Origin of the sequence: Pseudomonas spelaei (assembly GCF_009724245.1) — a bacterium.
GTDB lineage: Bacteria > Pseudomonadota > Gammaproteobacteria > Pseudomonadales > Pseudomonadaceae > Aquipseudomonas > Aquipseudomonas spelaei.
Window position 1 is genome coordinate 150,961 of record NZ_WNNK01000007.1, and the last position, 23,716, is coordinate 174,676.

Here is a 23,716-nt window from a genome sequence, read left to right on the forward strand (position 1 = left end):
TGGGTTCCTACCTGATGTTGCATAACTCGATACTCGACGCCATTGGCCAGACGCCCATCGTGCGCCTTGAACAATTTTCCGAAGACCTCGGCATCGAAGTCTTCGCCAAGCTGGAGTCGCTGAACCCCGGTGGCAGCCACAAGGCGCGCATTGCCCTGGGGATGATCCTCGACGCCGAACGCCGTGGCGTGCTGATCCGTGGTTCCGGGCAAACCATCATCGAGCCCAGCGGTGGCAACACCGGCATTGGCCTGGTGATGGCCGGCAACGTGCTGGGCTACAAAGTGGTGCTGGTGATCCCGGACAACTACAGCCCTGAGAAGCAGAAGCTGCTGCGCCTGTACGGCGCCAAGGTAGTGCTGTCGGACAGCCGCCTGGGCAACAATTCCCACGGCGAAAAATGCATGGAGCTACAGCTGGAAAACCCCAGCTTTGTGATGCTCAACCAACAGCGTAACGGCGCTAACCCGCAGACCCATCGTGACACCACCGCCCGGGAAATCATCCGCGCATTTGGCGAACGGCGGGTGGACTATTTCGTCAGCGGCATCGGCACCGGCGGCCACATCACCGGCATTGGAGAAACCCTAAAGGCCACCTGGCCAGCCGTGCGCGTCATGGGCGTCGAACCCGAAGAATGCGACCTGCTGAGTGATCAACATGCGCCGCACCATATCCAGGGCCTGTCCATCGGTTTGATCCCAAGCATCCTCAACCTGGCGATACTGGACGGCATGATCAAGGTCTCCCGGGAGGAATGCCTGGAGATGATGAAACGCATCATGCGCACCGATGCCATCAGCCTCGGGTTGTCGTCGGCCGCCAACATGGTGGCCATTGCCAAGCTTGCACCGGAACTGCCTACCGAGACCGTCGTCCTGACCATGGTCTACGACAGTGCGGACAGCTACTTACCCTGTTTCGAATAACAACAACTGCGGGGGTGCCTCCATGGGAGGCTTTATCGACATGCAACAGCTGCACGATGAGTTGCTCACCCACCTCATCACCACCCTTTCGCCCGCGCAGATGCAGGAGCTGCAGGCGCATCTGGCGCCGCTGGTCCAGACAGCTGCGCAGGCCGTGGCCGAGGACCTGATTGCCTACGCCTACCGCGACCCGGCATCCCGCGGGCGCGCCGAGCTGATCCTGGAGTCCTACGCCTCGTTCAAAGCGGTGCTGTTCTACCGGCTGGCCCATTGGGTATGGAGTTTCCACCAGCAACATAACAGTGCGTTTTGCGCCATTGCCCTGAAGCTGAGCAACCAGGGCAAGATCCTGTCTGGTGCGGAGATCCATCCGGCCGCGCAGATTGGCCGGCGCTTCGTGCTTGATCACGGCTATGGCACCGTCATCGGCGAAACCTGCGAGATCGGCAACGACTGCTACATCCTCTGCGGCGTGACCCTGGGTGCCCGGGGCATCGCCAACAACCCCGACGGCAAGCGTCATCCACGCCTGGGCAACAATGTTGAAATCGGCGCAGGTGCAAGAGTGCTGGGCTATGTGCAGATCGGTGACAACGTATTCATCAGCCCGGCCTGTGTGATCACCCAGGATGTGCCGGCAGGCACCAAGGTCAAGGTGGTCAACCAGATCCAACTGCAGAAAAACGACGAGTCCGATCACAGCAACTACCTTGGCGCCTTCGCTCTCAACGAACGGCTGCACGTGGTCGGCGAGGTCAATTCAAGCCATAAAGTGACGGTGCTGGACGCCGACTTCCACCCCTTGGCCGGCGTGTTGCTCGAACCCACGGTCAAGGAGCGCCATCACCTGCAGTTTCGCCTGCGTCACGTCGCCTCGACGGGCCACCCGCCGCGCTTGCCGATCAACCTGAAAGTCTGCGGTCCCGAGTTTGAAATCACCCTGCTGTCTCCCCCTGGCTTAAGCGCGATGGTTCGTCATTTGCTGCAAGTCAGCCCACTGATCGTCGGAGGTTGAACATGTCCGTGCACACAATGGAAACCCTGGCGCTGTTTGACAGTGCGCCTTACCAGAACGCCTTCAGTGCCCGGGTGATCGCCGTCAGTGAGCAGGGGATCGCCCTGGAACATACCCTGTTCTACCCCACCGGCGGTGGACAACCCGGGGACACCGGCCACTTCATCCTCGTCGACGGCACTCGGGTTGAGGTGATCGGGACCGTACGCGACCCGGTATTACGCTCGATCATCTGGCACCAGGTGGAACACTGCCCCGACCAGCTGTGCGCGGGCGTGCAAGTGGACGCCAACCTGGACTGGGAGCGGCGCTACCAGCACATGAAGATGCACACCTGCCTGCACCTGTTGTGCTCGATCATCGACGCCCCCGTGACCGGCTGCAGTATCAATGCGGACAAGGGTCGCCTGGATTTCGACTTGCCGGAAATGACCCTCGACAAAGACAGCATCACCCGTGACCTCAATGCGCTGATCGAGCAGGCCCATGAGGTCAAGACCCTGTCGATGCCCGCATCGGAGTATTCCACCTTGCTGCAGATCACCCGTACCCAGGCGGTGGCACCGCCGGTGATTCAGGGCGCCGTGAGGGTGATTGAAATTGCCGGTATCGACATCCAACCCTGCGGCGGGACTCACGTGGTCAACACGGAAGAAATCGGCCGGGTGTTTTGCGAGAAGATCGAGAAGAAGAGCAAGCACAACCGACGGGTGATCTTGCGCTTTGAGTGAACCGGGCGCCCCGCCCAGTCTCACGCCCATGAGCGTCCGTCGGGCGCTCATTTTTTTACTCAAACCTGACATGAATTTTATGCTTCTGTAACATTTTGAAACGTACAATCCCCGCCAGCGTGTATCGACCCTATTCTCGGTGCCCCCGCCCATGGACCCGCCCATTCTCGGCGGGTCAGACAGACAGAAGCTAAGCTCACCACAGCCGCGCCCTCCCTCAGAACGCTGCAGGAATCACTGCCTATGAACAAAGTGTTCCGTCATTACATACCGGCGACGACGCTGCGCCTGCTGCCTAATCGCTGGGATCTGGTCGCCCTGCCCTTGGTGATCGGCTTTTTGCTGTTTTTCTCCATTGGCGCCCGAGAAACCTGGGCACCCATCGCCACTTTGCAGAGCGAAGTCATTTCCCTGGATCCGGCCAACCTGCCGGAATATGCGATGCGCACCACCTTGCGCATGCTCGCCGCGATGGTTGCCGCCCTGATATTCACCCTGCTCTACGGCACACTGGCCGCCAAAAGCCGACGGGCCGAGAAACTGCTGGTGCCGGTGTTGGATATCCTGCAATCCGTACCGGTACTGGGCTACATCTCGTTCACCGTGACGTTTTTCCTGCTGTTGTTTCCCGGACGAGTGCTGGGCGCCGAATTTGCCGCGATATTTGCCATCTTCACCAGCCAGGCCTGGAACATGACGTTCAGCTTCTACCAGTCACTGCGCATGTTGCCCCTGGACCTGCAAGAAGTGTCCACCAACCTGCGGCTGTCCGGCTGGCAAAAGTTCTGGAAGCTGGACGTGCCCTTCGCCATGCCCGGGTTGGTCTGGAACATGATGATGAGCATGTCCGGTGGCTGGTTCTTCGTGGTGGCTTCCGAAGCCATCACCGTTGGCGACAAGACCATCACCCTGCCAGGCGTGGGTTCATACCTGGCCCTGGCCATCCAACACAAAGACCTGCATGCCGTGGGCTACGTGATTCTGGCGATGATCGCAGTCATCCTGATCTACGACCAATTCCTGTTCCGTCCCCTGGTGGCCTGGGCTGACAAGTTCCGCATGGAAACCACCGCCTCCCAAGGTGCCGCCCCACAATCCTGGGTACTGAACCTGATCCAGCGGACCCGGCTGATCCAGCGCATCCTGCGCCCCATTACCCGGACCATCAGCCGCATCGGCAACATGCGCCTGAACCTGCCGCGCACCGCCCTCAAGGTCCTGCCACCCTCCAGCCCGACCACATCGCGGGTAATTGACTGGGTCTGGGGGTCGCTGATTGCACTGATGACGGCCTACGCGCTGTACCACATTGTGCGGTACGTCGGTACCGAAGTGACCCTCGCCGAGGTCGGTCATGTGTTCGTACTGGGATCGATCACCTTGCTGCGGGTGGCCGGGCTGATCCTGGTGGCCTCGCTGATCTGGGTGCCCCTGGGCGTGATGATCGGCCTGCGTCCCCGGCTCGCGGAGAAAATCCAGCCGCTGGCCCAGTTTCTCGCGGCCTTCCCCGCCAACCTGCTGTTTCCGGTGTTTGTCATCGTCATCCTGCACTACAAGCTGAACCCGGATATCTGGCTCAGCCCGCTGATCGTGCTGGGGACCCAGTGGTACATCCTGTTCAACGTGATTGCCGGGGCCAGCGCCTTCCCCAATGACTTCAAGGAAGCCGCCGCCAACTTCCGCATTCGCGGCTGGCTGTGGTGGCGCAAGGTAATGTTGCCGGGCATCTTCCCGTACTACGTAACCGGTGCCATCACGGCCTCGGGCGGGGCGTGGAACGCCAGTATCGTTTCCGAATTCGTGTCCTGGGGCCAGGACAAAGTCGTCGCCCACGGCCTGGGGGCCTATATCGCCGAAACCACCGCCGCCGGTGACTTTCCGAAAATCGCCCTCGGCGTGGTGGTGATGTCGATCTTTGTGGTGGCCTTCAATCGCTTGGTCTGGCGGCCGATGTACGCCATGGCCGAAAACAAACTCCGTCTGAATTAATGGGATTCGATTTGATGAATACCTATACCGAACACACTGCCCCAACCCCGGAAATCTACTCGCTCAAGAACGTGAGCCGGGTGTTTGGCAAGGGTAAAGACGAGTTGCAAGTACTCAGTGGTGTTGATTTGAGCCTGCATGAAGGCGAGATCGTCGGCATGCTGGGCCGCTCAGGCTCAGGCAAATCCACCCTGCTGCGGATCATTGCCGGCCTGATACAGCCATCATCGGGCGAGGTCCGCTACAACGGTGCGCAACTGACCGGCCCTGCCGAAGGCGTGGCCATGGTATTCCAGACCTTTGCCCTGTTCCCTTGGCTCACCGTCCTCGAAAACGTTGAAGCCGGCCTGCAAGCCCTGCAGGTCGAGCGCAAGGCCTCCCGCAAGCGCGCCCTGGCGGCCATCGACCTGATCGGCCTGGATGGTTTTGAAAACGCCTACCCCCGTGAACTGTCCGGCGGGATGCGCCAACGCGTGGGCTTTGCCCGCGGCCTGGTGGTCAACCCGACCCTGCTCTTGATGGACGAGCCCTTTTCCGCCCTCGACGTATTGACCGCCGAAACCTTGCGCAACGACCTCCTGGACTTGTGGAGTGGCAAGCAGCTGCCGATCAAATCCATCCTGATCGTGACCCACAACATCGAAGAAGCGGTGCTGATGTGCGACCGCATTCTGGTCTTGTCATCGAACCCCGGGCGGGTCGTGGCCGAAATCAAAGTGCCGTTCCCCCACCCGCGCAACCGGCTGGACCCGACCTTCAGGCAAATGGTCGATGACATCTACGCCCTGATGACCGACCGCCGTAGCGCCGACGCCAGCACCGGCAAGCCCGAACTGAAAATGAGCAGCCCGCTGCCGGAAGTCTCCACCAACCTGATGGCCGGCCTGATCGAAACCCTGGCCGCCGAGCCCTACAACGGCCACGCCGGCCTGCCGACCGTGGCGGAGCGACGCCTGTTGGAAGTGGACGATCTGTTCCCGGTCGCCGAGATTCTGGAACACCTGGGATTCGCCGAACTCAAGGGCGCCGACATCACCCTCACCGAGGCCGGCAAACTGTTCGCCGACTACGGCACCCAGGAACGCAAAACCCTGTTTGCCGAGCATCTGGTCCGCCACGTGCCGCTGGCCGCACGTATCCGCCAGGTGCTGCTGGAGCGCCACGGCCACCGCGCGCCGCGGGTACGTTTCGAGCAGGAACTGGAAGACTCGCTGACCGAAGCGTTCGTGGAGAAAACCCTGGAAGTGGTGGTGGCCTGGGGACGGTATGCGGAAATTTTCTCCTACGACGACCATACCGAGACCTTCAGCCTGGATGACGTCGAAGGCAGCATGTAAGCCCTGAAGCGAACACACATCTTAAGTGTGGGAGCTGGCTTGCCTGCGATAGCGGTTGTAGCCGCTGTCGAGGCACGAGGCTGCGATGCGTGTCCGCAGGACCACCCTGGGGCCTCACCGTCATCGCAGGCAAGCCAGCTCCCACATTAACCGCGTTTCGGCAGGTCGCTATGTGGGTTGTCTAGACCACAAACAGATCCACAAACCGATTCACCGGCGTCGCCTCAAGCCGTGCAGGGTCCTTGCACAAGGCAAAGATCTCGGCACTGCGCTGGGCCGTAAAACGCGTCGCCAGGTTGGCCTTGAACTTGTCTTCCAGCAACGGAATGCCATCCCCCCGACGGCGACGGTGGCCAATCGGGTACTCCACCACCACCTGCTCGGTGCTGGAGCCGTCCTTGAAAAATACCTGCACCGCGTTGGCAATGGAACGCTTGTCGGCTTCCAGATATTCGCGGCTGTAGCGCGGCTCTTCGACGATGACCATTTTATCGCGCAGCTCATCGATGATCGGGTGGGCGGCATGGAACTCATCTTCGTACTGCTCCGCCACCAGATTGCCGAACGCCAGGGGCACGGCGGTCATGTACTGGATGCAGTGATCACGGTCGGCCGCATTGGCCAGTTGGCCCACCTTGGAGATGATACGAATCGCCGACTCGTGGGTGGTGATGACGATCTTGTCGATCTCATGCAGACGGTTCTTCACTTGAGGGTGCAGAGTCACCGCCGCCTCGCAGGCCGTTTGCGCGTGGAACTCGGCGGGGAAGCTGATCTTGAACAGCACGTTTTCCATCACGTAAGTGCCGTAGGGCTGAGGCAGGCTGAAGGTACGCTTGTCTTCGGGCTTGAGCGCCAGGTCCTTGTTGGTGTGGCTGAACAGCACATCGTAGAACCCCCACTGAGGCGCGCTCAATACACCGGGAATGCCCATCTCGCCACGCATGGCAATGTCCGCCAGGCGCACACCTCGGCTGGACGCATCACCCGCCGCCCACGACTTGCGCGACCCGGCATTCGGCGCATGGCGATAAGTGCGCAGGGCCTGGCCATCGACAAATGCCTGAGACAGCGCCGACAACAGTTGCTCACGGTTGGCGCCCATCAGCTTGGCGGTGACGGCTGTGGAAGCGACTTTCACCAACAGCACATGGTCGAGGCCGACGCGGTTGAAGGAGTTTTCCAGGGCGATCACGCCCTGGATCTCGTGGGCCATGATCATCGCGTCCAGCACCGCACGGACGGTCAGCGGCGCATCGCCATTGGCCACGCGCTTTTGCGAGAGGTGGTCGGCGACCGCAAGAATCCCGCCGAGGTTATCGGAAGGATGACCCCATTCGGCGGCGAGCCAGGTGTCGTTGTAGTCGAGCCAACGGACGATGCAACCGATGTCCCACGCCGCCTTGATCGGGTCCAGGCGAAATGAAGTCCCCGGCACTCGAGCACCGAACGGCACCACCGTGCCCTCGACGATCGGCCCCAGGTGCTTGGTGCACTCCGGGAAACGCAGGGCCAGCAGGCCGCAACCGAGGGTGTCCATCAAGCAGTTGCGGGCAGTGTCCAGGGCGTCGCGAGACTCGATCTTGAAACTCAGAACGTAGTCGGCAATGTCCTGCAGGACCTGATCGTAGTCGGGGCGGTTGTTTTGGTCGACGTTGGCGCTCATGGCAGTACTCCAAAGGGGTTAGGGGTTGTTCCATCCTCAGGGTCAGGGTTGATGTGTTTTTAAAGGCAGATCTTGGTGTCTGCCTGATTGATCAATGCTTAAAACGCGTCGCCCGGGACACGCACAAAACCTTCCATCAATACCCGCGCACTGCGGCTCATGATGGCTTTCTTGACGACCCATTCACCGTCCACCTGGCTCGCCTCGGCACCCACCCGCAACGTCCCCGACGGGTGCCCAAACCGCACCGCATTGCGCTCCACACCACCGGCCGCCAGGTTCACCAGCGTTCCGGAAATCGCCGCTGCCGTGCCGATCGCCACCGCCGCCGTGCCCATCATTGCGTGGTGCAGCTTGCCCATGGACAACGCCCGCACCAACAGGTCGACATCTGCCGCCTTGATCGCCTTACCGCTGGACGCCACGTAATCCGCAGGCCGAGCCACAAACGCGACCTTGGGTGTGTGCTGGCGCTGGGCCGCTTCGTCCAGGTGTTTGATCAACCCCATGCGCAACGCACCGTGAGCGCGGATGGTTTCAAACATTGCCAAGGCTTTCGGATCACTGTTGATCGCGCCTTGCAACTCGGTGCCGGTGTAACCCAGGTCCTGGGCGTTGATGAAAATGGTAGGAATCCCGGCGTTGATCAGCGTTGCCTTGAAGGTACCCACACCGGGTACTTCCAGGTCATCCACCAGGTTGCCGGTGGGGAACATCGAACCACCACCGCCCTCTTCTTCCGCCGCCGGGTCCATGAATTCCAACTGCACTTCAGCGGCCGGAAAGGTCACGCCGTCCAGTTCGAAGTCGCCGGTTTCCTGTACCGCACCGTCGGTGATCGGCACGTGGGCGATGATGGTCTTGCCGATATTGGCCTGCCAGACCCGCACCACAGCGATGCCGTTTTGCGGGATACGCGCTGCATCCACCAAGCCGTTGCTGATAGCGAAGGACCCCACCGCCGCCGACAAGTTGCCGCAGTTGCCGCTCCAGTCCACGAACGGCTTGTCGATGGAGACTTGGCCAAACAGGTAGTCAACGTCGTGATCGGCGCGGGTGCTTTTGGCCAGGATCACGGTTTTGCTGGTGCTGGACGTAGCGCCGCCCATGCCGTCGATTTGCTTGTCATAGGGATCGGGGCTGCCAATCACCCGCAGCAGCAAGGCATCCCGCACGGCACCCGGAACCTGGGCCGACTCGGGCAAATCCTTGAGGCTGAAAAACACGCCTTTGCTGGTACCGCCACGCATGTAAGTGGCGGGAATCTTGATCTGAGGTACGTGTGCCATGGTTTTCCTCATGGGCCGGGGCGCACGCCCCGGCCACAGTTATCAGGCGGTCACTGCCGATTCCAGGAAGTCCTGGGCAAAACGTTGCAATACGCCGCCCGCCTCGTAGATCGACACTTCTTCGGCGGTGTCCAGGCGACAGGTCACCGGCACTTCGACACGTTCGCCATTCTTGCGGTTGATCACCAGGGTCAGCGCCGCACGCGGGGTGCGCTCACCGATCACGTCGTAGGTTTCACTGCCGTCAATCTTCAGGGTCTTGCGGTCGGTGCCCGGCAGGAACTCCAGTGGCAACACGCCCATGCCCACCAGGTTGGTGCGGTGAATACGCTCGAAGCCTTCGGCGGCAATCGCTTCCACACCCGCCAGACGCACGCCTTTGGCTGCCCAGTCCCGGGACGAACCCTGGCCGTAGTCGGCGCCGGCAATGATGATCAGCGGCTGCTTGCGCTCCATGTAGGTTTCGATGGCTTCCCACATCCGCGTGACCTGGCCTTCCGGCTCAAGACGCGTCAGCGAACCCTGCTTGACCTTGCCGTTTTCCACGACCATTTCGTTGAACAGTTTCGGGTTGGCGAAGGTGGCGCGTTGGGCGGTCAGGTGGTCGCCACGGTGCGTCGCATAGGAGTTGAAGTCGACTTCCGGCAAGCCCATTTTCGCCAGGTATTCGCCGGCGGCGCTGTCCAACATGATTGCGTTGGAGGGCGACAAGTGGTCCGTGGTGATGTTGTCCGGCAGCACCGCCAGCGGGCGCATGCCCTTGAGCGGCCGCGCTCCGGCCAGCGCACCTTCCCAGTACGGCGGACGGCGAATGTAGGTGCTCTGTGGACGCCAGTCGTACAGCGGCTCGACTTTCGGGCCGGTGTCTTCATGGATGGCGAACATCGGGATGTAGACCTTGCGGAACTGCTCCGGCTTGACCGACGCCTTGACCACTGCGTCGATTTCTTCGTCGCTCGGCCAGATGTCCTTCAGGCGAATTTCCTTGCCATTCGCATCCAGTCCCAGCACGTCTTTTTCGATGTCGAAACGGATGGTGCCGGCAATCGCATAGGCAACCACCAGCGGCGGCGACGCAAGGAACGCTTGCTTGGCGTACGGGTGAATACGCCCATCAAAGTTGCGGTTGCCCGACAACACGGCGGTGGCGTACAGGTCACGGTCGATGATTTCTTGCTGGATCACCGGGTCGAGCGCGCCGGACATGCCGTTGCACGTGGTGCAGGCAAACGCCACGACACCAAAGCCCAATTGCTCCAGCTCCGTGGTCAACCCGGCTTCGTCCAGGTACATGGCCACGGTTTTCGAACCCGGCGCCAGGGACGACTTGACCCACGGCTTGCGGGTCAACCCCAGTTTGTTGGCGTTGCGCGCCAGCAGGCCGGCGGCAATCACGTTGCGTGGGTTACTGGTGTTGGTGCAACTGGTGATGGCGGCGATGATCACGGCACCGTCAGGCATTTGCCCTGGCACATCATCCCACTGGCCAGAAATGCCCTTGGCCGCCAGATCGCTGGTGGCGACACGGGCGTGCGGGTTGCTCGGGCCGGCCATGTTGCGCACCACCGAGGACAAATCGAAGGTCAGGCCACGCTCGTATTGCGCGCCCTTGAGGTCATCGGCCCACAAGCCGGTGTGGCGGGCGTATTGCTCCACCAACGCCACTTGCTCGTCTTCACGGCCAGTGAGTTTCAGGTACGCGATGGTCTGCGGGTCGATGTAGAACATCGCCGCCGTGGCACCGTATTCCGGGGCCATATTGGAGATGGTCGCACGGTCGCCAAGGGTCAGGTTTGAAGCACCTTCACCGAAGAACTCCAGCCACGCGCCGACAACTTTTTGCTGGCGCAGGAACTCGGTCAACGCCAGCACCATATCGGTGGCGGTGATGCCCGGCTGCAGCTTGCCCGTCAGCTCCACGCCGACGCTTTCCGGCAGGCGCATCCACGAGGCGCGGCCGAGCATCACACTCTCGGCTTCCAGGCCACCGACGCCAATGGCGATCACGCCCAGGGCGTCAACGTGTGGGGTGTGGCTGTCGGTGCCGACGCAGGTATCAGGGAACGCCACGCCGTCACGTACCTGAATCACCGGAGACATTTTCTCCAGGTTGATCTGGTGCATGATGCCGTTGCCCGGCGGGATCACGTCGACGTTCTTGAAGGCCTTTTTGGTCCACTCGATAAAGTGGAAACGGTCTTCGTTGCGGCGGTCTTCGATGGCGCGGTTTTTCTCGAACGCATCCGGATCAAACCCGCCGCTTTCCACGGCCAGGGAGTGGTCGACAATCAGTTGGGTCGGCACCACCGGGTTGACCTGGGCCGGGTCGCCGCCTTGCAGGGCAATGGCGTCGCGCAGCCCGGCAAGGTCCACCAGGGCGGTCTGGCCGAGGATGTCGTGGCACACCACGCGCGCCGGGAACCAGGGGAAGTCGAGGTCGCGCTTGCGTTCGATCAGTTGGCTCAGGGACGCATTGAGGGTCGCCGGGTCGCAGCGGCGCACCAGGTTTTCTGCCAGCACGCGGGAGGTGTACGGCAAGGTCGCGTAGGCGCCGGGAGTGATTGCATCGACAGCCGCACGGGCGTCGTAGAAATCCAGTCGGCTGCCGGGCAGGGGTTTGCGGTGTTCAGTGTTCATGGACTGGGACTCGATCACGGTAAGGTGTACGGCAAAAACCTGCGGCATTGGCCTGAATGAACACGGTCCCTGTGGGAGCCGGGCTTGCCCGCGATGACTGAGTCACTTTCAACACTTTTGTCGACAGTGATACCGCTATCGCGGGCAAGCCCGGCTCCCACATTGATCCGGTTTCAAACATGAAAGCCGGCGCCTCAGATTCCCACTGCTCAGCGACGTTCGATTGGCACGAACTTGCGCTGTTCAACGCCGACGTACTCGGCGCTCGGACGGATGATGCGGTTGTTGGCACGCTGCTCGAACACATGCGCCGCCCAGCCAGTCAGGCGCGAGCAGACGAAAATCGGTGTGAACAGCTTGGTCGGGATGCCCATGAAGTGGTACGCCGAGGCATGGTAGAAGTCGGCGTTGGGGAACAACTTCTTCTGCTCCCACATGGTCTTGTCGATCGCTTCGGAGACCGCGAACAACACTTTGTCGCCCACTTCGTCCGCGAGTTTTTTCGACCAGCCCTTGATCACTTCATTACGCGGGTCGCTGTCCTTATAGATCGCGTGACCGAAGCCCATGATCTTGTCCTTGCGCTCGAGCATGCCGAGGGTGCCCTTCACCGCGTCTTCCGGTGACGAGAAACGCTCGATCATCTCCATTGCCGCTTCGTTGGCGCCGCCATGCAACGGGCCGCGCAGGGAACCGATGGCCGCAGTGACACAGGAATACAGGTCCGACAGGGTAGAAGCACACACCCGTGCGGTGAAGGTCGAAGCGTTGAATTCATGCTCGGCATAGAGGATCAACGAGACGTTCATCACCTTGACGTGCAATTCACTCGGTTTCTTGTCGTGCAACAGGTGCAGAAAGTGGCCGCCGATGGAAGCTTCGTCGGTCACGCAGTTGATGCGTTTACCGTCATGGCTGAAGCGATACCAGTAGCACATGATCGCCGGGAACGCGGCCAGCAGGCGGTCGGTGACGTCGTGCTGGGCGGAGAAATCCTTCTCCGGTTCGATATTGCCCAGGAACGAGCAACCGGTGCGCATCACGTCCATCGGGTGGGCGTCGGCGGGGATGCGTTCCAGCACCTCTTTCAGCGCTTGGGGCAGGTCACGCAGCTTGCTCAGCTTGGCGGTGTAGGCCGCCAGCTCGGATTGAGTCGGCAGTTCGCCGTAGAGCAGCAGGTAGGCAACCTCTTCAAACTGCGCATCGGCAGCCAGCTCGCGCACGTCATAACCGCGATAGGTCAGGCCGGCACCGGCCTGGCCCACGGTGGACAGTGCGGTCTGCCCGGCTACCTGGCCACGCAGGCCAGCTCCACTCAGTACTTTTGCTTCGGCCATTGTCTTCTCCAATCTTGAATTTATTTGGGAGCCGCGCGCCTTACTTCTTGGCGGCGAACAGCGCGTCGAGCTTCTGCTCGAAAGTGTGGTAGTCGATACGATCGTACAACTCCATGCGGGTTTGCATGGTGTCGATCACATTCTGTTGGGTACCGTCGCGACGGATCGCGGTGTAGACGTTTTCGGCAGCCTTGTTCATGGCGCGGAAGGCCGAGAGCGGGTACAGCACGATAGAAACATCGGCAGATTTCAGTTGATCGACGGTGTACAGAGGTGTGGAGCCAAATTCGGTGATGTTGGCGAGGATCGGTGCCTTCACGCGGGCAGCAAACAGCTTGTACATCTCCAGCTCGGTGATGGCTTCCGGGAACACCATGTCGGCGCCAGCCTCAATGCAGGCGGCGGCACGTTCCAGGGCCGATTCCAGGCCTTCGACGGCCAGGGCGTCGGTGCGGGCCATGATCACGAAGCTGTCATCGGTGCGGGCATCGACGGCCGCCTTGATGCGGTCGACCATTTCCTGCTGCGACACGATTTCTTTATTAGGACGATGGCCGCAACGCTTGGCACCCACCTGGTCTTCAATATGGATCGCGGCGGCGCCGAACTTGATCATCGACTTGACGGTGCGCGCCACGTTGAACGCCGAGGAGCCGAAACCGGTGTCCACGTCCACCAACAGCGGCAGGTCGCACACGTCCGTGATGCGGCGTACGTCGGTCAGTACGTCATCCAGGCCGGTAATGCCCAGGTCCGGCACGCCCAGGGAGCCTGCGGCCACCCCGCCACCGGACAGGTAAATCGCCTTGAAGCCGGCGCGTTTGGCCAGCAGGGCGTGGTTGGCGTTGATCGCGCCAACCACCTGCAACGGCTGTTCGCTGGCGACCGCGTCACGGAAACGCTGGCCTGGAGTGCTGTTGTTATTGGAACTCATGACTCACCTCTCTAGGGGGCGCACTCTGGAAAGTGACGCGCGATATTGCGTTTGGAAGCGCCGATATGGCGGCGCATCAACAACTCGGCCAGTTCTCCGTCGCGATCGGCAATCGCGTCGAGAATCCGGTGATGTTCGGCAAAGGCCTGGCGTGGACGATTGGGCGTGGCGGAAAACTGGATGCGGTACATGCGCACCAGTTGATACAGCTCGCCGCACAACATTTGGGTCAAGGTGCGGTTGCCGGCGCCTTGAATGATCCGGTAATGAAAATCGAAGTCGCCTTCCTGCTGGTAGTAGCCGACGCCGGCCTGGAACGCGGCATCGCGCTCATGGGTGTGCAGCACCTGGCGCAGTTCCTCGATTTCTTCATCGGTCATGCGCTCGGCGGCCAGGCGACAGGCCATGCCTTCCAGGGATTCGCGAATTTCGTAAAGCTCAATCAGTTCGGCATGGCTGAGGGAAACAACCCGCGCGCCAACGTGAGGGATGCGCACCAGCAGGCGCTGGCCTTCCAGGCGATGGATCGCCTCGCGCAGCGGGCCACGGCTGATGCCATAGGTGCGGGCCAGTTCCGGCTCGGAAATCTTGCTGCCGGGGGCGATTTCGCCCTTGACGATGGCGGCCTGAATGCGGCGAAAGACGTTCTCCGACATGGTCTTGGATTCATCCGATGTCGCCACCGGGGCTTCCGATTGATCCAGCATATTGTCGACACCTTTAAAAGCAATGTCGCAAAAACTAGCCAATCAGCCCTTAATAGTCAAAGAATAAATACATATTGTCGACAATCGTCTAATAACCACCCGTATACCGCCAGAGGTCATGGCCGCCTGCCAGCGCTGGCGTCAGAAAACCTTCATGTTAGAATGCCCGCCGCTTTTGCCTGACATCATTGGATGAAAAGGCGCACGAGGGAGCTTGCGCAGCAATGCCAGTCGCCTTGAATTGAACATCGCACTGCACCGCGTCAGGATTTATGAGACTCAAGCCCTTCTCCCTATTGTTTTGCCTATCGTTGCTGCCCGGTCTTGGCTTCGCTGCCGAGAAGACCGTGTATGGCCTCAACGAATACGCCCATTTGGCCGGCATTGACCTGCAAGTGCCCGCCAAACTCGACACCGGCGCCAAAACGGCATCGCTGAGCGCCCGAGACATCAAGCGCTTCAAGCGTAACGGCGAATCCTGGGTGCGTTTCTACCTGGCCATCGACACCGCACATTCTCACCCCATCGAACGCCCCCTGGAGCGCGTCAGCAAGATCAAGCGCCGCGCCGACGACTACGACGCCGATGCGGGCAAGCAGTACACCGCGCGCCCGGTGATTGCCCTCGACATCTGCATGGGTACCGCTTTACGCAGCATCGAAGTGAACTTGACTGACCGCAGCACTTTCCAATACCCGCTGCTGATTGGCTCCGAAGCCTTGAAACGCTTTGATGCGCTGGTCGACCCCAGTCTCAAATACGCGGCGGGCAAACCTGCCTGCGCCACTGACGCTCATACCGCTGAGTAATTTCAATGCGCTCTCTTAATCTGCACCTGAAAATCCTGATCACCATTCTGGTGGTGCTGGGCATTTCGGTCACCGCCTATCAGATTTTCGTGCTGGGGATTCCCGTCACCGAAGACGCCACGGACGACCTGTGGAACATCGACGCCAAAGTCGAGTTCGTCGCCAGCGCCAAGGACCCGGTAAAAATCCAGATGTTCGTGCCGCCCCTGAGCCGCGACTTCGTCAGCCTTAATGAAAGCTTTATCTCCAATAACTACGGGGTGAGCGTCAACCGCATCGATGGCAACCGCAAGGTCACCTGGTCGGCGCGCCGTGCCAAGGGCAACCAGACGCTCTACTACCGCCTGGTGTTGACCAAGCGCTACAGCGGCGAAAAGGCCAAGCTCAAGGGCCCGACCTTCCGCGACAGCATTGCCGTGGACGGCCCGGAAAAAATCGCCGCCGAAGCCCTGCTCGCGCCGATCCGCCAGCATTCGGCAGACGTCGAGACCTTTATCAGCGAAGCCATCAAGCGCACCAACAACCTCAACGACGACAACGTCAAGCTGCTGCTGGCGGGAGACCCGTCGACGCCGCACAAGGCGAAGATCGTCGAGTTGCTGCTGTCCATCGCCCACGTGCCAGTGGAAAAGGTCCACACCATCCGCCTGGTGGCCGACCAGCCGCAAACCCCGGAACTGTGGTTGCGCAGCTTCAATGGCAACGACTGGCTGTACTTCAACCCGGACACCGGCGAACAGGGCCTGCCGTCCGACCGCCTGCTGTGGTGGACCGGCGATGAAAACCTGATCACCGTCGACGGCGGCAAGAAGGCCATGGTGACTTTCAGCCTGAACAACAGCGAAATGAACGCCATTCGCCTGGCCAAGCTGACCGACGAGAACACCGACGCCAACTTCCTCGAATACTCGCTGTACGGCCTGCCGCTGCAAACCCAGCAGACCTTCATGATCATGGTGATGATCCCGATTGGCGTGCTGGTGATCCTGATCCTGCGCAACCTGATCGGCCTGCAGACCCTGGGCACCTTTACGCCGGTGCTGATTGCCCTGGCGTTCCGCGAGACGCAACTGGGCTTCGGGATCGTGTTGTTCACCATTATTACGGCGCTCGGCTTATCGCTGCGCTCGTACCTGGAACACTTGAAGCTGCAGATGCTGCCAAGGCTGTCGGTGGTGCTGACCTTCGTGGTGGTGCTGATCGCCGCCATCAGCCTGTTCAGCCACAAGCTGGGCCTGGAGCGCGGGCTGTCGGTGGCACTGTTCCCGATGGTGATCCTGACCATGACCATCGAACGCCTGTCCATCACCTGGGAAGAGCGCGGTGGCGGCCATGCCATGAAAGTAGCAATCGGTACGCTGTTCGCCGCGTCCCTGGCGCACCTGATCATGAGCGTGCCGGAGCTGATCTACTTCGTCTTCACCTTCCCGGCGATCCTGCTAATCCTGGTGGGTTTCATGCTGGCCATGGGTCGCTATCGCGGCTATCGCCTGACCGAGCTGGTGCGTTTCAAGGCCTTCCTCAAGGCTGACTCATAATGTTCGGCTTCTGGAAGACCTGGAAGGCCCTCGAAGCGCGGGGGATCATGGGCATCAACCGGCGTAACGCCGACTACGTGCTCAAGTACAACAAGCGCAGCCTGTATCCGATCGTCGATGACAAGATCATCACCAAGGAGCGGGCCATCGCTGCCGGTATTCATGTGCCGCAAATGTACGGGGTGATTTCCACCGAGAAGGAAATCGACAAGCTCGACGAAATCATCGGAGGCCGCAACGACTTCGTGATCAAACCCGCCCAGGGCGCAGGTGGCGATGGCATCCTGGTGATAGCCGACCGCTTTGAAGGGCGCTATCGCACGGTCTCCGGCAAGATCATCAGCCATGAAGAAATCGAGCACCAGATTTCCAGCATCCTCACCGGTTTGTATTCCCTGGGCGGCCACCGTGACCGGGCGTTGATCGAATACCGCGTAGTGCCTGACCAGATTTTCAAAAGCATCAGCTACGAAGGCGTGCCGGACATCCGCATCATCGTGCTGATGGGCTACCCGGTAATGGCCATGCTGCGCTTGCCGACCCGCCAGTCCGGCGGCAAGGCCAACCTGCACCAGGGCGCCATCGGCGTCGGTGTGGACCTGGCCACCGGCCTGACCCTGCGCGGCACCTGGCTGAACAACATCATCACCAAACACCCGGACACCACCAACGCGGTGGATGGCGTGCAACTGCCCAACTGGGACGGCTTCATGAAACTCGCCGCCGGCTGCTTTGAACTGTGTGGCCTGGGTTATATCGGTGTGGACATGGTGCTGGACCAGGAGAAAGGCCCGCTGATCCTGGAGCTCAATGCCCGGCCGGGGCTGAATATCCAGATCGCCAACGACTGCGGCCTGACCCTGCGCACCCATGCGGTGGAAGCTCGGCTGGAAGAACTGAAAGCGGCCGGTGTGACGGAAACGCCGGAAGAACGCGTGAAGTTCGTACAGGAAATGTTTGGGCACGTTACCGCTGTTGAAGGCTGACACCTGCCTATCCCCGACATCCCCTCTAGGAGCAAATCCTACAGGGGACTACAATCGCCTCCCCCGCGCCAATAGCTGATCCATCCCGCATGTCGACCTGCTCCGTTCACCCGCTGCCCTACCGGGCAAACCCTGCCGAGTATTTTACGGCGATTCGCCACGCCCCCGGTGCGGTGCTGCTGGACAGTGGTCGTCCGGCTGCCGAGCGCGGCCGTTATGACCTGCTCAGCGCCTGGCCTGAAGCAACGTTGGCGGTCTGGCCGGATGAAAGTGGCAGCGATTTTCTACAGCGGTTACGGGAGAATCTGGCGCTACTCGGTGATGCCGCGCTGCCTGCACCTTATGAACTGCCATTTGCCGGCGGCCTGATCGGTTACCTGAGCTACGACTTCGGTCGGCATCTGGAACAGCTACCGCACCTGGCCGTAGACGACCTGCGCCTGCCGGATGCACGCTTCGGCCTGTATGCCTGGGCATTGATCAGCGATCACCAGGCGCAGACCAGCCAATTGGTATTCCACCCCAAACTGGTGGAAAGCGAACGGCAACGCCTGATCACGCTGTTCAGCCATCCAACACCGAGCGCTCCCGCGACGTTCAAACTGCACGGCAAAATGGCACCTGATCTGACTGCACAAGCCTATCAGCAGGCCCTGGCGCGGATTCAGGACTACATCCAGGCCGGCGACTGCTACCAGGTCAACTTCGCCCAGCGCTTTCGTGCACCCTGCATCGGCGATCCGTGGGTCGCCTATTGCGCCCTGCGCGAGGCCTGTCCAACACCGTTTTCAGGGTTCCAGAGCCTGCCCGACGATGGCGCGGTGTTGAGCCTGTCGCCGGAGCGCTTCGTCAAAATCAGCCAGCGCCAGGTGGAAACCCGTCCGATCAAAGGCACCCGCCCTCGTGGCGCGACGGCAACGGAAGATGCGGCCAACGCCGCCGAACTCTTGGCCAGCCCCAAGGATCGTGCCGAAAACCTGATGATCGTCGACCTGCTGCGCAATGACCTGGGCCGCACCTGCCGCATCGGCTCGGTGAAAGTGCCGGAGTTGTTCAGCCTGGAAAGCTACCCCAACGTGCACCACTTGGTCAGCAGCGTCACCGGCGAACTGGCGGATGACAAAGATGCCCTGGACCTGATCGCCGGCAGCTTCCCCGGCGGCTCGATCACCGGCGCGCCGAAGATTCGCGCAATGCAGATCATCGATGAACTGGAGCCGACACGGCGAGGGTTGTACTGCGGCTCGTTGTTGTACCTGGACGTGCGCGGCGAGATGGACAGTTCCATCGCCATTCGCAGCTTGCTGGTCAAGGATGGGCAGGTGTGTTGCTGGGGCGGTGGCGGGATTGTCGCGGACTCGGAGTGGCAGGCGGAATATCAGGAGTCGATGACCAAGGTGCGGGTGTTGTTACAAACCTTGGAAGGGTTGTAGACGCCGGGCCGCACCTGACTCTCAGCGAGACAAATGTCACCCTGGAAAGAAGCTGAATCAGAGTGGTTGTGGACCGGGGTCGGGACTCGAAGATAGCGTCCAGCTCCGATACTCCACCGGGCCGTTTGTGAGGGATCACATGGAACGACTACTGATTGCCTTAACCGTTTTATTGCTCATGCCACTCGGACTGAGTTCATTATTTACTGTTCACAAATTATTTCAGAGATTGCATCCGCGTAAAGCGCAGCCTAATATCTCCCATATTGGGAGGTTGGCACGATGCGAATAATTGCGCGGGCAACCTTACGGGCATTCTGGGAGAACAGCCCCGCTTGCGCCGATGCCGAAACACCACTGGTTGAGTGGTACCGACACATGGAAAAGGCTTTTTACCCAACACCTCAGAGCCTGAAGGCTGAGCTGCGAACAGCCAGCATCCTTAAAGGCAGCAGGGTGGTGTTCAACGTCGGCGGTAATAAATATCGAGTGGTCATGGCAATCGACTACCCAAGACAGCTGGGCTTCATAAGATTCGTGGGGACTCATGCCCAGTACGATCAGATCAACGCGGAGATCGTGTGATGAATATCAAACCTGTTCGCACCCCTGAGGACCTGGCTGCGGCGCTTGCGCGCGTGGAGCAGCTTTGGGGCGCGCAAATCGGCTCATCGGAGGGTGATGAGCTGGAAATCCTTGCACTCCTGATTGAAAAGTACGAAGAGCAGCATTTTCCAATGCCACCTTCCGACCCGATTGAGGCGATTCGATTTCGTATGGAGCAACTAGGCCTGACAGCGCGCGACCTGGAGCCGTTTATTGGTACCAGCGGCCGCGTATCCGAAGTACTCAACCGCAAGCGTAAGCTGAGCTTGTCGATGATCAAGCGCCTGCACGAAGGCTTGCGAATTCCTTATGACAGTTTACTCGCGGGCGCCAGCTGATTAGCGGAGCCCACGACTTCGTTCACCCGAGAATCACAGGCTCAACGGCCGATTCGAAGCCTTGATGAACTCTTTCTTCAAATCCTCAAACGTATGCACCGCCGGAAACTGCGGGAACTCGCGGATCACATTCTCCGGCGCATGGAACAGAATGCCCTGGTCCGCTTCACCCAGCATGGTGGTGTCGTTGTAGGAGTCCCCGGCTGCAATCACCCGGTAGTACAGGCTCTTGAAGGCCAATACCGACTGACGCTTTGGGTCTTTCTGACGCAGTTGATAGCTCACGACGCGATTCGTCTCATCGGTAATCAACCGATGACACAGCAATGTCGGGAAGCCCAACTGGCGCATCAGCGGCTGGGAGAACTCATAAAAGGTGTCCGACAGAATCACCACCTGGAAGCGTTCGCGCAGCCAGTTGACGAACTCAATGGCGCCGTCCAGCGGCTTGAGGGTAGCAATCACCTCCTGGATGTCTCCAAGCGTGAGGCCGTGTTCGTCGAGGATCCGCAAGCGTTGCTTCATCAGCACGTCGTAGTCGGGAATGTCCCGGGTGGTGGCGCGCAGGGATTCAATACCGGTTTTTTCAGCGAAGGCGATCCAGATTTCCGGAACCAGCACCCCTTCCAGGTCGAGACAGGCAATTTCCACAAGACACTCCCATTAATGTTGTTAGTTGAGCGAGCAAAAGGACTGCCGAACTCTAGCGACTCATTCCAGCCACCGCAACGCAGGCCGGATTTTGTTACCATCACCCCCCTATAGAGCGCTCAGCGCCACTGACCTGTAGGAACCGTCCTGATGAACCAAGCCTTCGACGTCGCTGAGCTCGCCGCGACTTATGCCAACAAATCCGCCCAGGACATCCTCAAGCTGGCGTTCAGCCAGTTTGGCGACGACCTGTGGATCTCTTTCAGCGGTGCCGAGGACGTGGTGCTGGTGGACATGGCCTGGAAGCTGAACAAGAACGTCAAGGTGTTCAGCCTCGACACCGGCCGCCTGCACCCGGAAACCTACCGGTTTATCGAGCAGGTGCGCGAGTTCTACAAGATCGACATCGAGCTGATCTCGCCGGACCAGCGCGCACTGGAACCCTTCGTCAAGGAAAAAGGCCTGTTCAGTTTCTACAAGGACGGCCATGGCGAGTGCTGCGGCATCCGCAAGATCGAGCCGCTGCGCCGCAAACTGTCCAGCGTCAACGCCTGGGCTACCGGCCAACGCCGCGACCAGAGCCCCGGCACCCGCAGCCAAGTGGCGGTACTGGAAGTCGATACGGCCTTCTCCACGCCGGAACGCACCCTGTACAAGTTCAACCCACTGGCGCAAATGACCAGCGAAGAGATCTGGGGTTACATCCGCATGCTGGAGTTGCCGTACAACAGCCTGCATGAGCGCGGTTTTATCAGCATCGGCTGTGAGCCTTGCACCCGCCCGGTACTGCCGAACCAGCACGAGCGCGAAGGCCGTTGGTGGTGGGAAGAAGCCACCCAGAAAGAATGCGGGTTGCACGCAGGGAATATCATCAGCAAGGCGTGATGCCACGCCAGAAGTACATGTACACAAAAATGTCACCAACGGTGCCATTTTTGTGTGCACTTAAAAATTAACGCACCGAAAAGTTACACCCTTTCTCGCGACACTCTCCTGTCTGCGATTGCTCAAACTCCCCGCACAAAATAAATACCTGTTCAAACGGTCAATTTATATCGCTTTAAATTCAGCAAGTTATTGCAACAACCTATAAAAACGAAATTAACAACAGATTTGATAGACGAAAATATGGCACGTATGTGGCTTAAGGTGAAATACGCTTTGTATACAATAAATACAAAACATACATACACTTTGGCCTCTGCGATTTTCCGGCAGATGCCTTGGAGCCTGCCGGAATGCGTACAAGTCTCTCGAATAACATCGCACTGGATCTGCCCTCCTCTACCTTGACCCCAGAGGCCATAAGCCCCGGCCCCCTGGTGCTCAGCCCACGCTTGCACAACAAGGACCTGGCACCCACCAAGGCCGAAGGTCGGCGCTGGGGTCGCTACAGCATCTTTGCCCTCTGGACCAACGATGTACACAACATCGCCAACTACTCCTTCGCCATCGGCCTGTATGCCTTGGGCCTGGGAGGCTGGCAGATTCTGCTGTCCCTGGGGATCGGCGCGGCACTGGTGTATTGCTTCATGAACCTGTCCGGTTACATGGGGCAGAAGACTGGCGTGCCGTTCCCGGTGATCAGCCGCATCAGTTTCGGCATTCATGGCGCGCAGATTCCCGCGTTGATTCGAGCAGTGATCGCCATCGCCTGGTTCGGCATCCAGACCTACCTGGCCTCGGTGGTGCTGCGCGTACTGCTGACGGCGATTCATCCAGGATTTGCCGACTACGATCACAACACGATCCTCGGCCTGTCGAGTCTGGGTTGGGTCTGTTTTGTGGCGATCTGGTTCGTACAACTGGCCATCCTCGCCTATGGCATGGAAATGGTCCGGCGCTATGAGGCCTTCGCAGGGCCGGTGATTCTGCTCACGGTAGCGTCATTGGCCGGCTGGATGTATTTCCAGGCCGGCGGCAACATCGCCTGGTCAATCCGCGAGCCGTTGAGCGGTGGTGAGATGTGGCGCAATATTTTTGCCGGTGGTGCCCTGTGGCTAGCGATCTACGGCACCATGATCCTTAACTTCAGTGACTTCGCCCGTTCTTCACCGTGCTGCAAAACCATCAAGGTCGGCAACTTCTGGGGCTTGCCCGTGAACATCCTGGTATTCGCCAGTATCACCGTGCTGCTGTGTGGCGGGCAGTTCCACATTAATGGGCAGGTGATCGAAAGCCCCACGCAGATCATCGCCTCGATTCCTAGCACCTTCTTCCTGGTGCTGGGCTGCCTGGCGTTCCTGATCGTCACCGTGGCGGTGAACATCATGGCTAACTTCGTCGCCCCGGCCTTTGTGCTGAGCAACCTGGCGCCCAGGTACCTGAACTTCCGCCGGGCCGGGCTGATCAGTGCCACCGTGGCGGTGCTGATCCTGCCGTGGAACCTCTACAACAGCCCGCTGGTGATTGTGTATTTCCTGTCTGGCCTGGGCGCGCTGCTAGGGCCGTTGTATGGGGTAATCATGGTCGACTACTGGTTGATCCGTAAAAGCCGGGTCGATGTGCCGCAGCTGTATAGCGAAGATCCCAATGGTGCGTACTACTACAGCCGCGGGGTCAATCTACGGGCTGTCGCGGCGTTTATTCCTGGGGCGGTGATCGCCATTCTCCTGGCCCTGCTGCCCGGCTTTGCCAGCATCTCGCCCTTTTCCTGGCTGATTGGCGCCGGTATTGCAGGGCTGCTGTACCTGATTATTGCCAAGCGCCAGCCGCATTACGCCGACGTCAACGGCGAAGCCATCGCGGTCGATAACGCCAGCCATTGATTTCGACACTGTTAAG

At 60.1% G+C, this 23,716-nt stretch carries 20 protein-coding genes; 13 read left to right on the forward strand and 7 right to left on the reverse strand.

The window, feature by feature from the left end:
• The first annotated feature begins 14 nt into the window (after nucleotides 1-14).
• From GNF76_RS10490 to GNF76_RS10510, 5 genes are all read left to right on the forward strand, one after another.
• Complete coding sequence (locus tag GNF76_RS10490; RefSeq protein ID WP_155583199.1) at nucleotides 15-929, forward strand: PLP-dependent cysteine synthase family protein; 915 nt, start codon at nucleotides 15-17, stop codon at nucleotides 927-929.
• A gap of 22 nt (nucleotides 930-951) precedes the next feature.
• Nucleotides 952-1,944 carry a serine O-acetyltransferase gene (locus GNF76_RS10495; RefSeq protein WP_155583092.1) on the forward strand — a complete coding sequence of 331 codons (993 nt, stop codon included), beginning with the start codon at nucleotides 952-954 and terminating at the stop codon, nucleotides 1,942-1,944.
• A 2-nt stretch (nucleotides 1,945-1,946) separates the two neighbouring features.
• Complete coding sequence (locus GNF76_RS10500) at nucleotides 1,947-2,675, forward strand: alanyl-tRNA editing protein (protein ID WP_155583093.1); 729 nt, start codon at nucleotides 1,947-1,949, stop codon at nucleotides 2,673-2,675.
• A 243-nt stretch (nucleotides 2,676-2,918) separates the two neighbouring features.
• Nucleotides 2,919-4,664, forward strand: coding sequence for an ABC transporter permease (locus GNF76_RS10505; RefSeq protein ID WP_155583094.1), 1,746 nt, complete (start codon nucleotides 2,919-2,921; stop codon nucleotides 4,662-4,664).
• A 14-nt stretch (nucleotides 4,665-4,678) separates the two neighbouring features.
• Nucleotides 4,679-6,001 (forward strand): ABC transporter ATP-binding protein, encoded by a 1,323-nt coding sequence (locus tag GNF76_RS10510; protein ID WP_155583095.1) that lies wholly within the window; start codon nucleotides 4,679-4,681, stop codon nucleotides 5,999-6,001.
• A 181-nt stretch (nucleotides 6,002-6,182) separates the two neighbouring features.
• Here the strand turns inward: GNF76_RS10510 and prpD are convergent, their stop codons facing one another.
• From prpD to GNF76_RS10540, 6 genes are all read right to left on the reverse strand, one after another.
• A complete protein-coding gene (prpD, locus tag GNF76_RS10515; RefSeq protein WP_155583096.1) occupies nucleotides 6,183-7,667 on the reverse strand; it encodes a 2-methylcitrate dehydratase in 1,485 nt (494 codons plus the stop codon).
• A gap of 98 nt (nucleotides 7,668-7,765) precedes the next feature.
• Nucleotides 7,766-8,956, reverse strand: coding sequence for a 2-methylaconitate cis-trans isomerase PrpF (prpF, locus tag GNF76_RS10520; protein ID WP_155583097.1), 1,191 nt, complete (start codon nucleotides 8,954-8,956; stop codon nucleotides 7,766-7,768).
• Nucleotides 8,957-8,998: 42 nt separating this feature from the next.
• Complete coding sequence (gene acnD, locus GNF76_RS10525) at nucleotides 8,999-11,593, reverse strand: Fe/S-dependent 2-methylisocitrate dehydratase AcnD (RefSeq protein ID WP_155583098.1); 2,595 nt, start codon at nucleotides 11,591-11,593, stop codon at nucleotides 8,999-9,001.
• A gap of 209 nt (nucleotides 11,594-11,802) precedes the next feature.
• Complete coding sequence (gene prpC, locus GNF76_RS10530; RefSeq protein WP_155583099.1) at nucleotides 11,803-12,930, reverse strand: bifunctional 2-methylcitrate synthase/citrate synthase; 1,128 nt, start codon at nucleotides 12,928-12,930, stop codon at nucleotides 11,803-11,805.
• A 40-nt stretch (nucleotides 12,931-12,970) separates the two neighbouring features.
• Complete coding sequence (gene prpB / locus GNF76_RS10535; protein ID WP_155583100.1) at nucleotides 12,971-13,864, reverse strand: methylisocitrate lyase; 894 nt, start codon at nucleotides 13,862-13,864, stop codon at nucleotides 12,971-12,973.
• An 11-nt stretch (nucleotides 13,865-13,875) separates the two neighbouring features.
• Nucleotides 13,876-14,571: a GntR family transcriptional regulator gene (locus GNF76_RS10540; RefSeq protein ID WP_155583101.1), complete on the reverse strand. Its 696-nt coding sequence runs from the start codon at nucleotides 14,569-14,571 to the stop codon at nucleotides 13,876-13,878.
• A 272-nt stretch (nucleotides 14,572-14,843) separates the two neighbouring features.
• On the opposite strand from GNF76_RS10540, the gene rloA reads away from it, so the two are divergent.
• From rloA to GNF76_RS10570, 6 genes are all read left to right on the forward strand, one after another.
• Nucleotides 14,844-15,380: a retropepsin-like aspartic peptidase RloA gene (gene rloA, locus GNF76_RS10545; protein ID WP_155583102.1), complete on the forward strand. Its 537-nt coding sequence runs from the start codon at nucleotides 14,844-14,846 to the stop codon at nucleotides 15,378-15,380.
• Between the two features lie 5 nt (nucleotides 15,381-15,385).
• On the forward strand, nucleotides 15,386-16,918 hold the full coding sequence (rloB, locus tag GNF76_RS10550) for an osmotic stress tolerance membrane protein RloB (protein WP_155583103.1): 1,533 nt from the start codon (nucleotides 15,386-15,388) through the stop codon (nucleotides 16,916-16,918).
• Complete coding sequence (locus GNF76_RS10555) at nucleotides 16,918-17,904, forward strand: alpha-L-glutamate ligase-like protein (protein WP_155583104.1); 987 nt, start codon at nucleotides 16,918-16,920, stop codon at nucleotides 17,902-17,904. Before rloB ends, GNF76_RS10555 begins: the two co-directional genes overlap by 1 nt.
• Nucleotides 17,905-17,993: 89 nt before the next feature.
• A complete protein-coding gene (pabB, locus tag GNF76_RS10560) occupies nucleotides 17,994-19,337 on the forward strand; it encodes an aminodeoxychorismate synthase component I (RefSeq protein ID WP_155583105.1) in 1,344 nt (447 codons plus the stop codon).
• 282 nt (nucleotides 19,338-19,619) lie between these two features.
• On the forward strand, nucleotides 19,620-19,922 hold the full coding sequence (locus GNF76_RS10565) for a type II toxin-antitoxin system HigB family toxin (protein WP_155583106.1): 303 nt from the start codon (nucleotides 19,620-19,622) through the stop codon (nucleotides 19,920-19,922).
• Nucleotides 19,922-20,281: a helix-turn-helix domain-containing protein gene (locus GNF76_RS10570; protein ID WP_155583107.1), complete on the forward strand. Its 360-nt coding sequence runs from the start codon at nucleotides 19,922-19,924 to the stop codon at nucleotides 20,279-20,281. Before GNF76_RS10565 ends, GNF76_RS10570 begins: the two co-directional genes overlap by 1 nt.
• Before the next feature lie 33 nt (nucleotides 20,282-20,314).
• On the opposite strand, the gene thrH is transcribed toward GNF76_RS10570, so the two are convergent.
• Nucleotides 20,315-20,932 (reverse strand): bifunctional phosphoserine phosphatase/homoserine phosphotransferase ThrH, encoded by a 618-nt coding sequence (thrH, locus tag GNF76_RS10575; protein WP_169355697.1) that lies wholly within the window; start codon nucleotides 20,930-20,932, stop codon nucleotides 20,315-20,317.
• 150 nt (nucleotides 20,933-21,082) lie between these two features.
• On the opposite strand from thrH, the gene GNF76_RS10580 reads away from it, so the two are divergent.
• Both GNF76_RS10580 and GNF76_RS10585 read left to right on the forward strand, forming a co-directional pair.
• The gene (locus tag GNF76_RS10580) at nucleotides 21,083-21,817 is read left to right on the forward strand and encodes a phosphoadenylyl-sulfate reductase (protein ID WP_155583108.1); all 735 of its coding nucleotides are present in this window, start codon (nucleotides 21,083-21,085) and stop codon (nucleotides 21,815-21,817) included.
• A 353-nt stretch (nucleotides 21,818-22,170) separates the two neighbouring features.
• Nucleotides 22,171-23,700 (forward strand): NCS1 family nucleobase:cation symporter-1, encoded by a 1,530-nt coding sequence (locus GNF76_RS10585; protein WP_155583109.1) that lies wholly within the window; start codon nucleotides 22,171-22,173, stop codon nucleotides 23,698-23,700.
• Nucleotides 23,701-23,716: the final 16 nt, after the last annotated feature.

Coding starts and splice junctions, on each gene's coding strand:
- GNF76_RS10490 (WP_155583199.1), top strand. CDS start 15: ATGTTGCATAACTCGATACTCGACGCCATTGGCCAGACGCCCATCGTG.
- GNF76_RS10495 (WP_155583092.1), top strand. CDS start 952: ATGGGAGGCTTTATCGACATGCAACAGCTGCACGATGAGTTGCTCACC.
- GNF76_RS10500 (WP_155583093.1), top strand. CDS start 1,947: ATGTCCGTGCACACAATGGAAACCCTGGCGCTGTTTGACAGTGCGCCT.
- GNF76_RS10505 (WP_155583094.1), top strand. CDS start 2,919: ATGAACAAAGTGTTCCGTCATTACATACCGGCGACGACGCTGCGCCTG.
- GNF76_RS10510 (WP_155583095.1), top strand. CDS start 4,679: ATGAATACCTATACCGAACACACTGCCCCAACCCCGGAAATCTACTCG.
- prpD (WP_155583096.1), bottom strand. CDS start 7,667: ATGAGCGCCAACGTCGACCAAAACAACCGCCCCGACTACGATCAGGTC.
- prpF (WP_155583097.1), bottom strand. CDS start 8,956: ATGGCACACGTACCTCAGATCAAGATTCCCGCCACTTACATGCGTGGC.
- acnD (WP_155583098.1), bottom strand. CDS start 11,593: ATGAACACTGAACACCGCAAACCCCTGCCCGGCAGCCGACTGGATTTC.
- prpC (WP_155583099.1), bottom strand. CDS start 12,930: ATGGCCGAAGCAAAAGTACTGAGTGGAGCTGGCCTGCGTGGCCAGGTA.
- prpB (WP_155583100.1), bottom strand. CDS start 13,864: ATGAGTTCCAATAACAACAGCACTCCAGGCCAGCGTTTCCGTGACGCG.
- GNF76_RS10540 (WP_155583101.1), bottom strand. CDS start 14,571: ATGCTGGATCAATCGGAAGCCCCGGTGGCGACATCGGATGAATCCAAG.
- rloA (WP_155583102.1), top strand. CDS start 14,844: ATGAGACTCAAGCCCTTCTCCCTATTGTTTTGCCTATCGTTGCTGCCC.
- rloB (WP_155583103.1), top strand. CDS start 15,386: ATGCGCTCTCTTAATCTGCACCTGAAAATCCTGATCACCATTCTGGTG.
- GNF76_RS10555 (WP_155583104.1), top strand. CDS start 16,918: ATGTTCGGCTTCTGGAAGACCTGGAAGGCCCTCGAAGCGCGGGGGATC.
- pabB (WP_155583105.1), top strand. CDS start 17,994: ATGTCGACCTGCTCCGTTCACCCGCTGCCCTACCGGGCAAACCCTGCC.
- GNF76_RS10565 (WP_155583106.1), top strand. CDS start 19,620: ATGCGAATAATTGCGCGGGCAACCTTACGGGCATTCTGGGAGAACAGC.
- GNF76_RS10570 (WP_155583107.1), top strand. CDS start 19,922: ATGAATATCAAACCTGTTCGCACCCCTGAGGACCTGGCTGCGGCGCTT.
- GNF76_RS10580 (WP_155583108.1), top strand. CDS start 21,083: ATGAACCAAGCCTTCGACGTCGCTGAGCTCGCCGCGACTTATGCCAAC.
- GNF76_RS10585 (WP_155583109.1), top strand. CDS start 22,171: ATGCGTACAAGTCTCTCGAATAACATCGCACTGGATCTGCCCTCCTCT.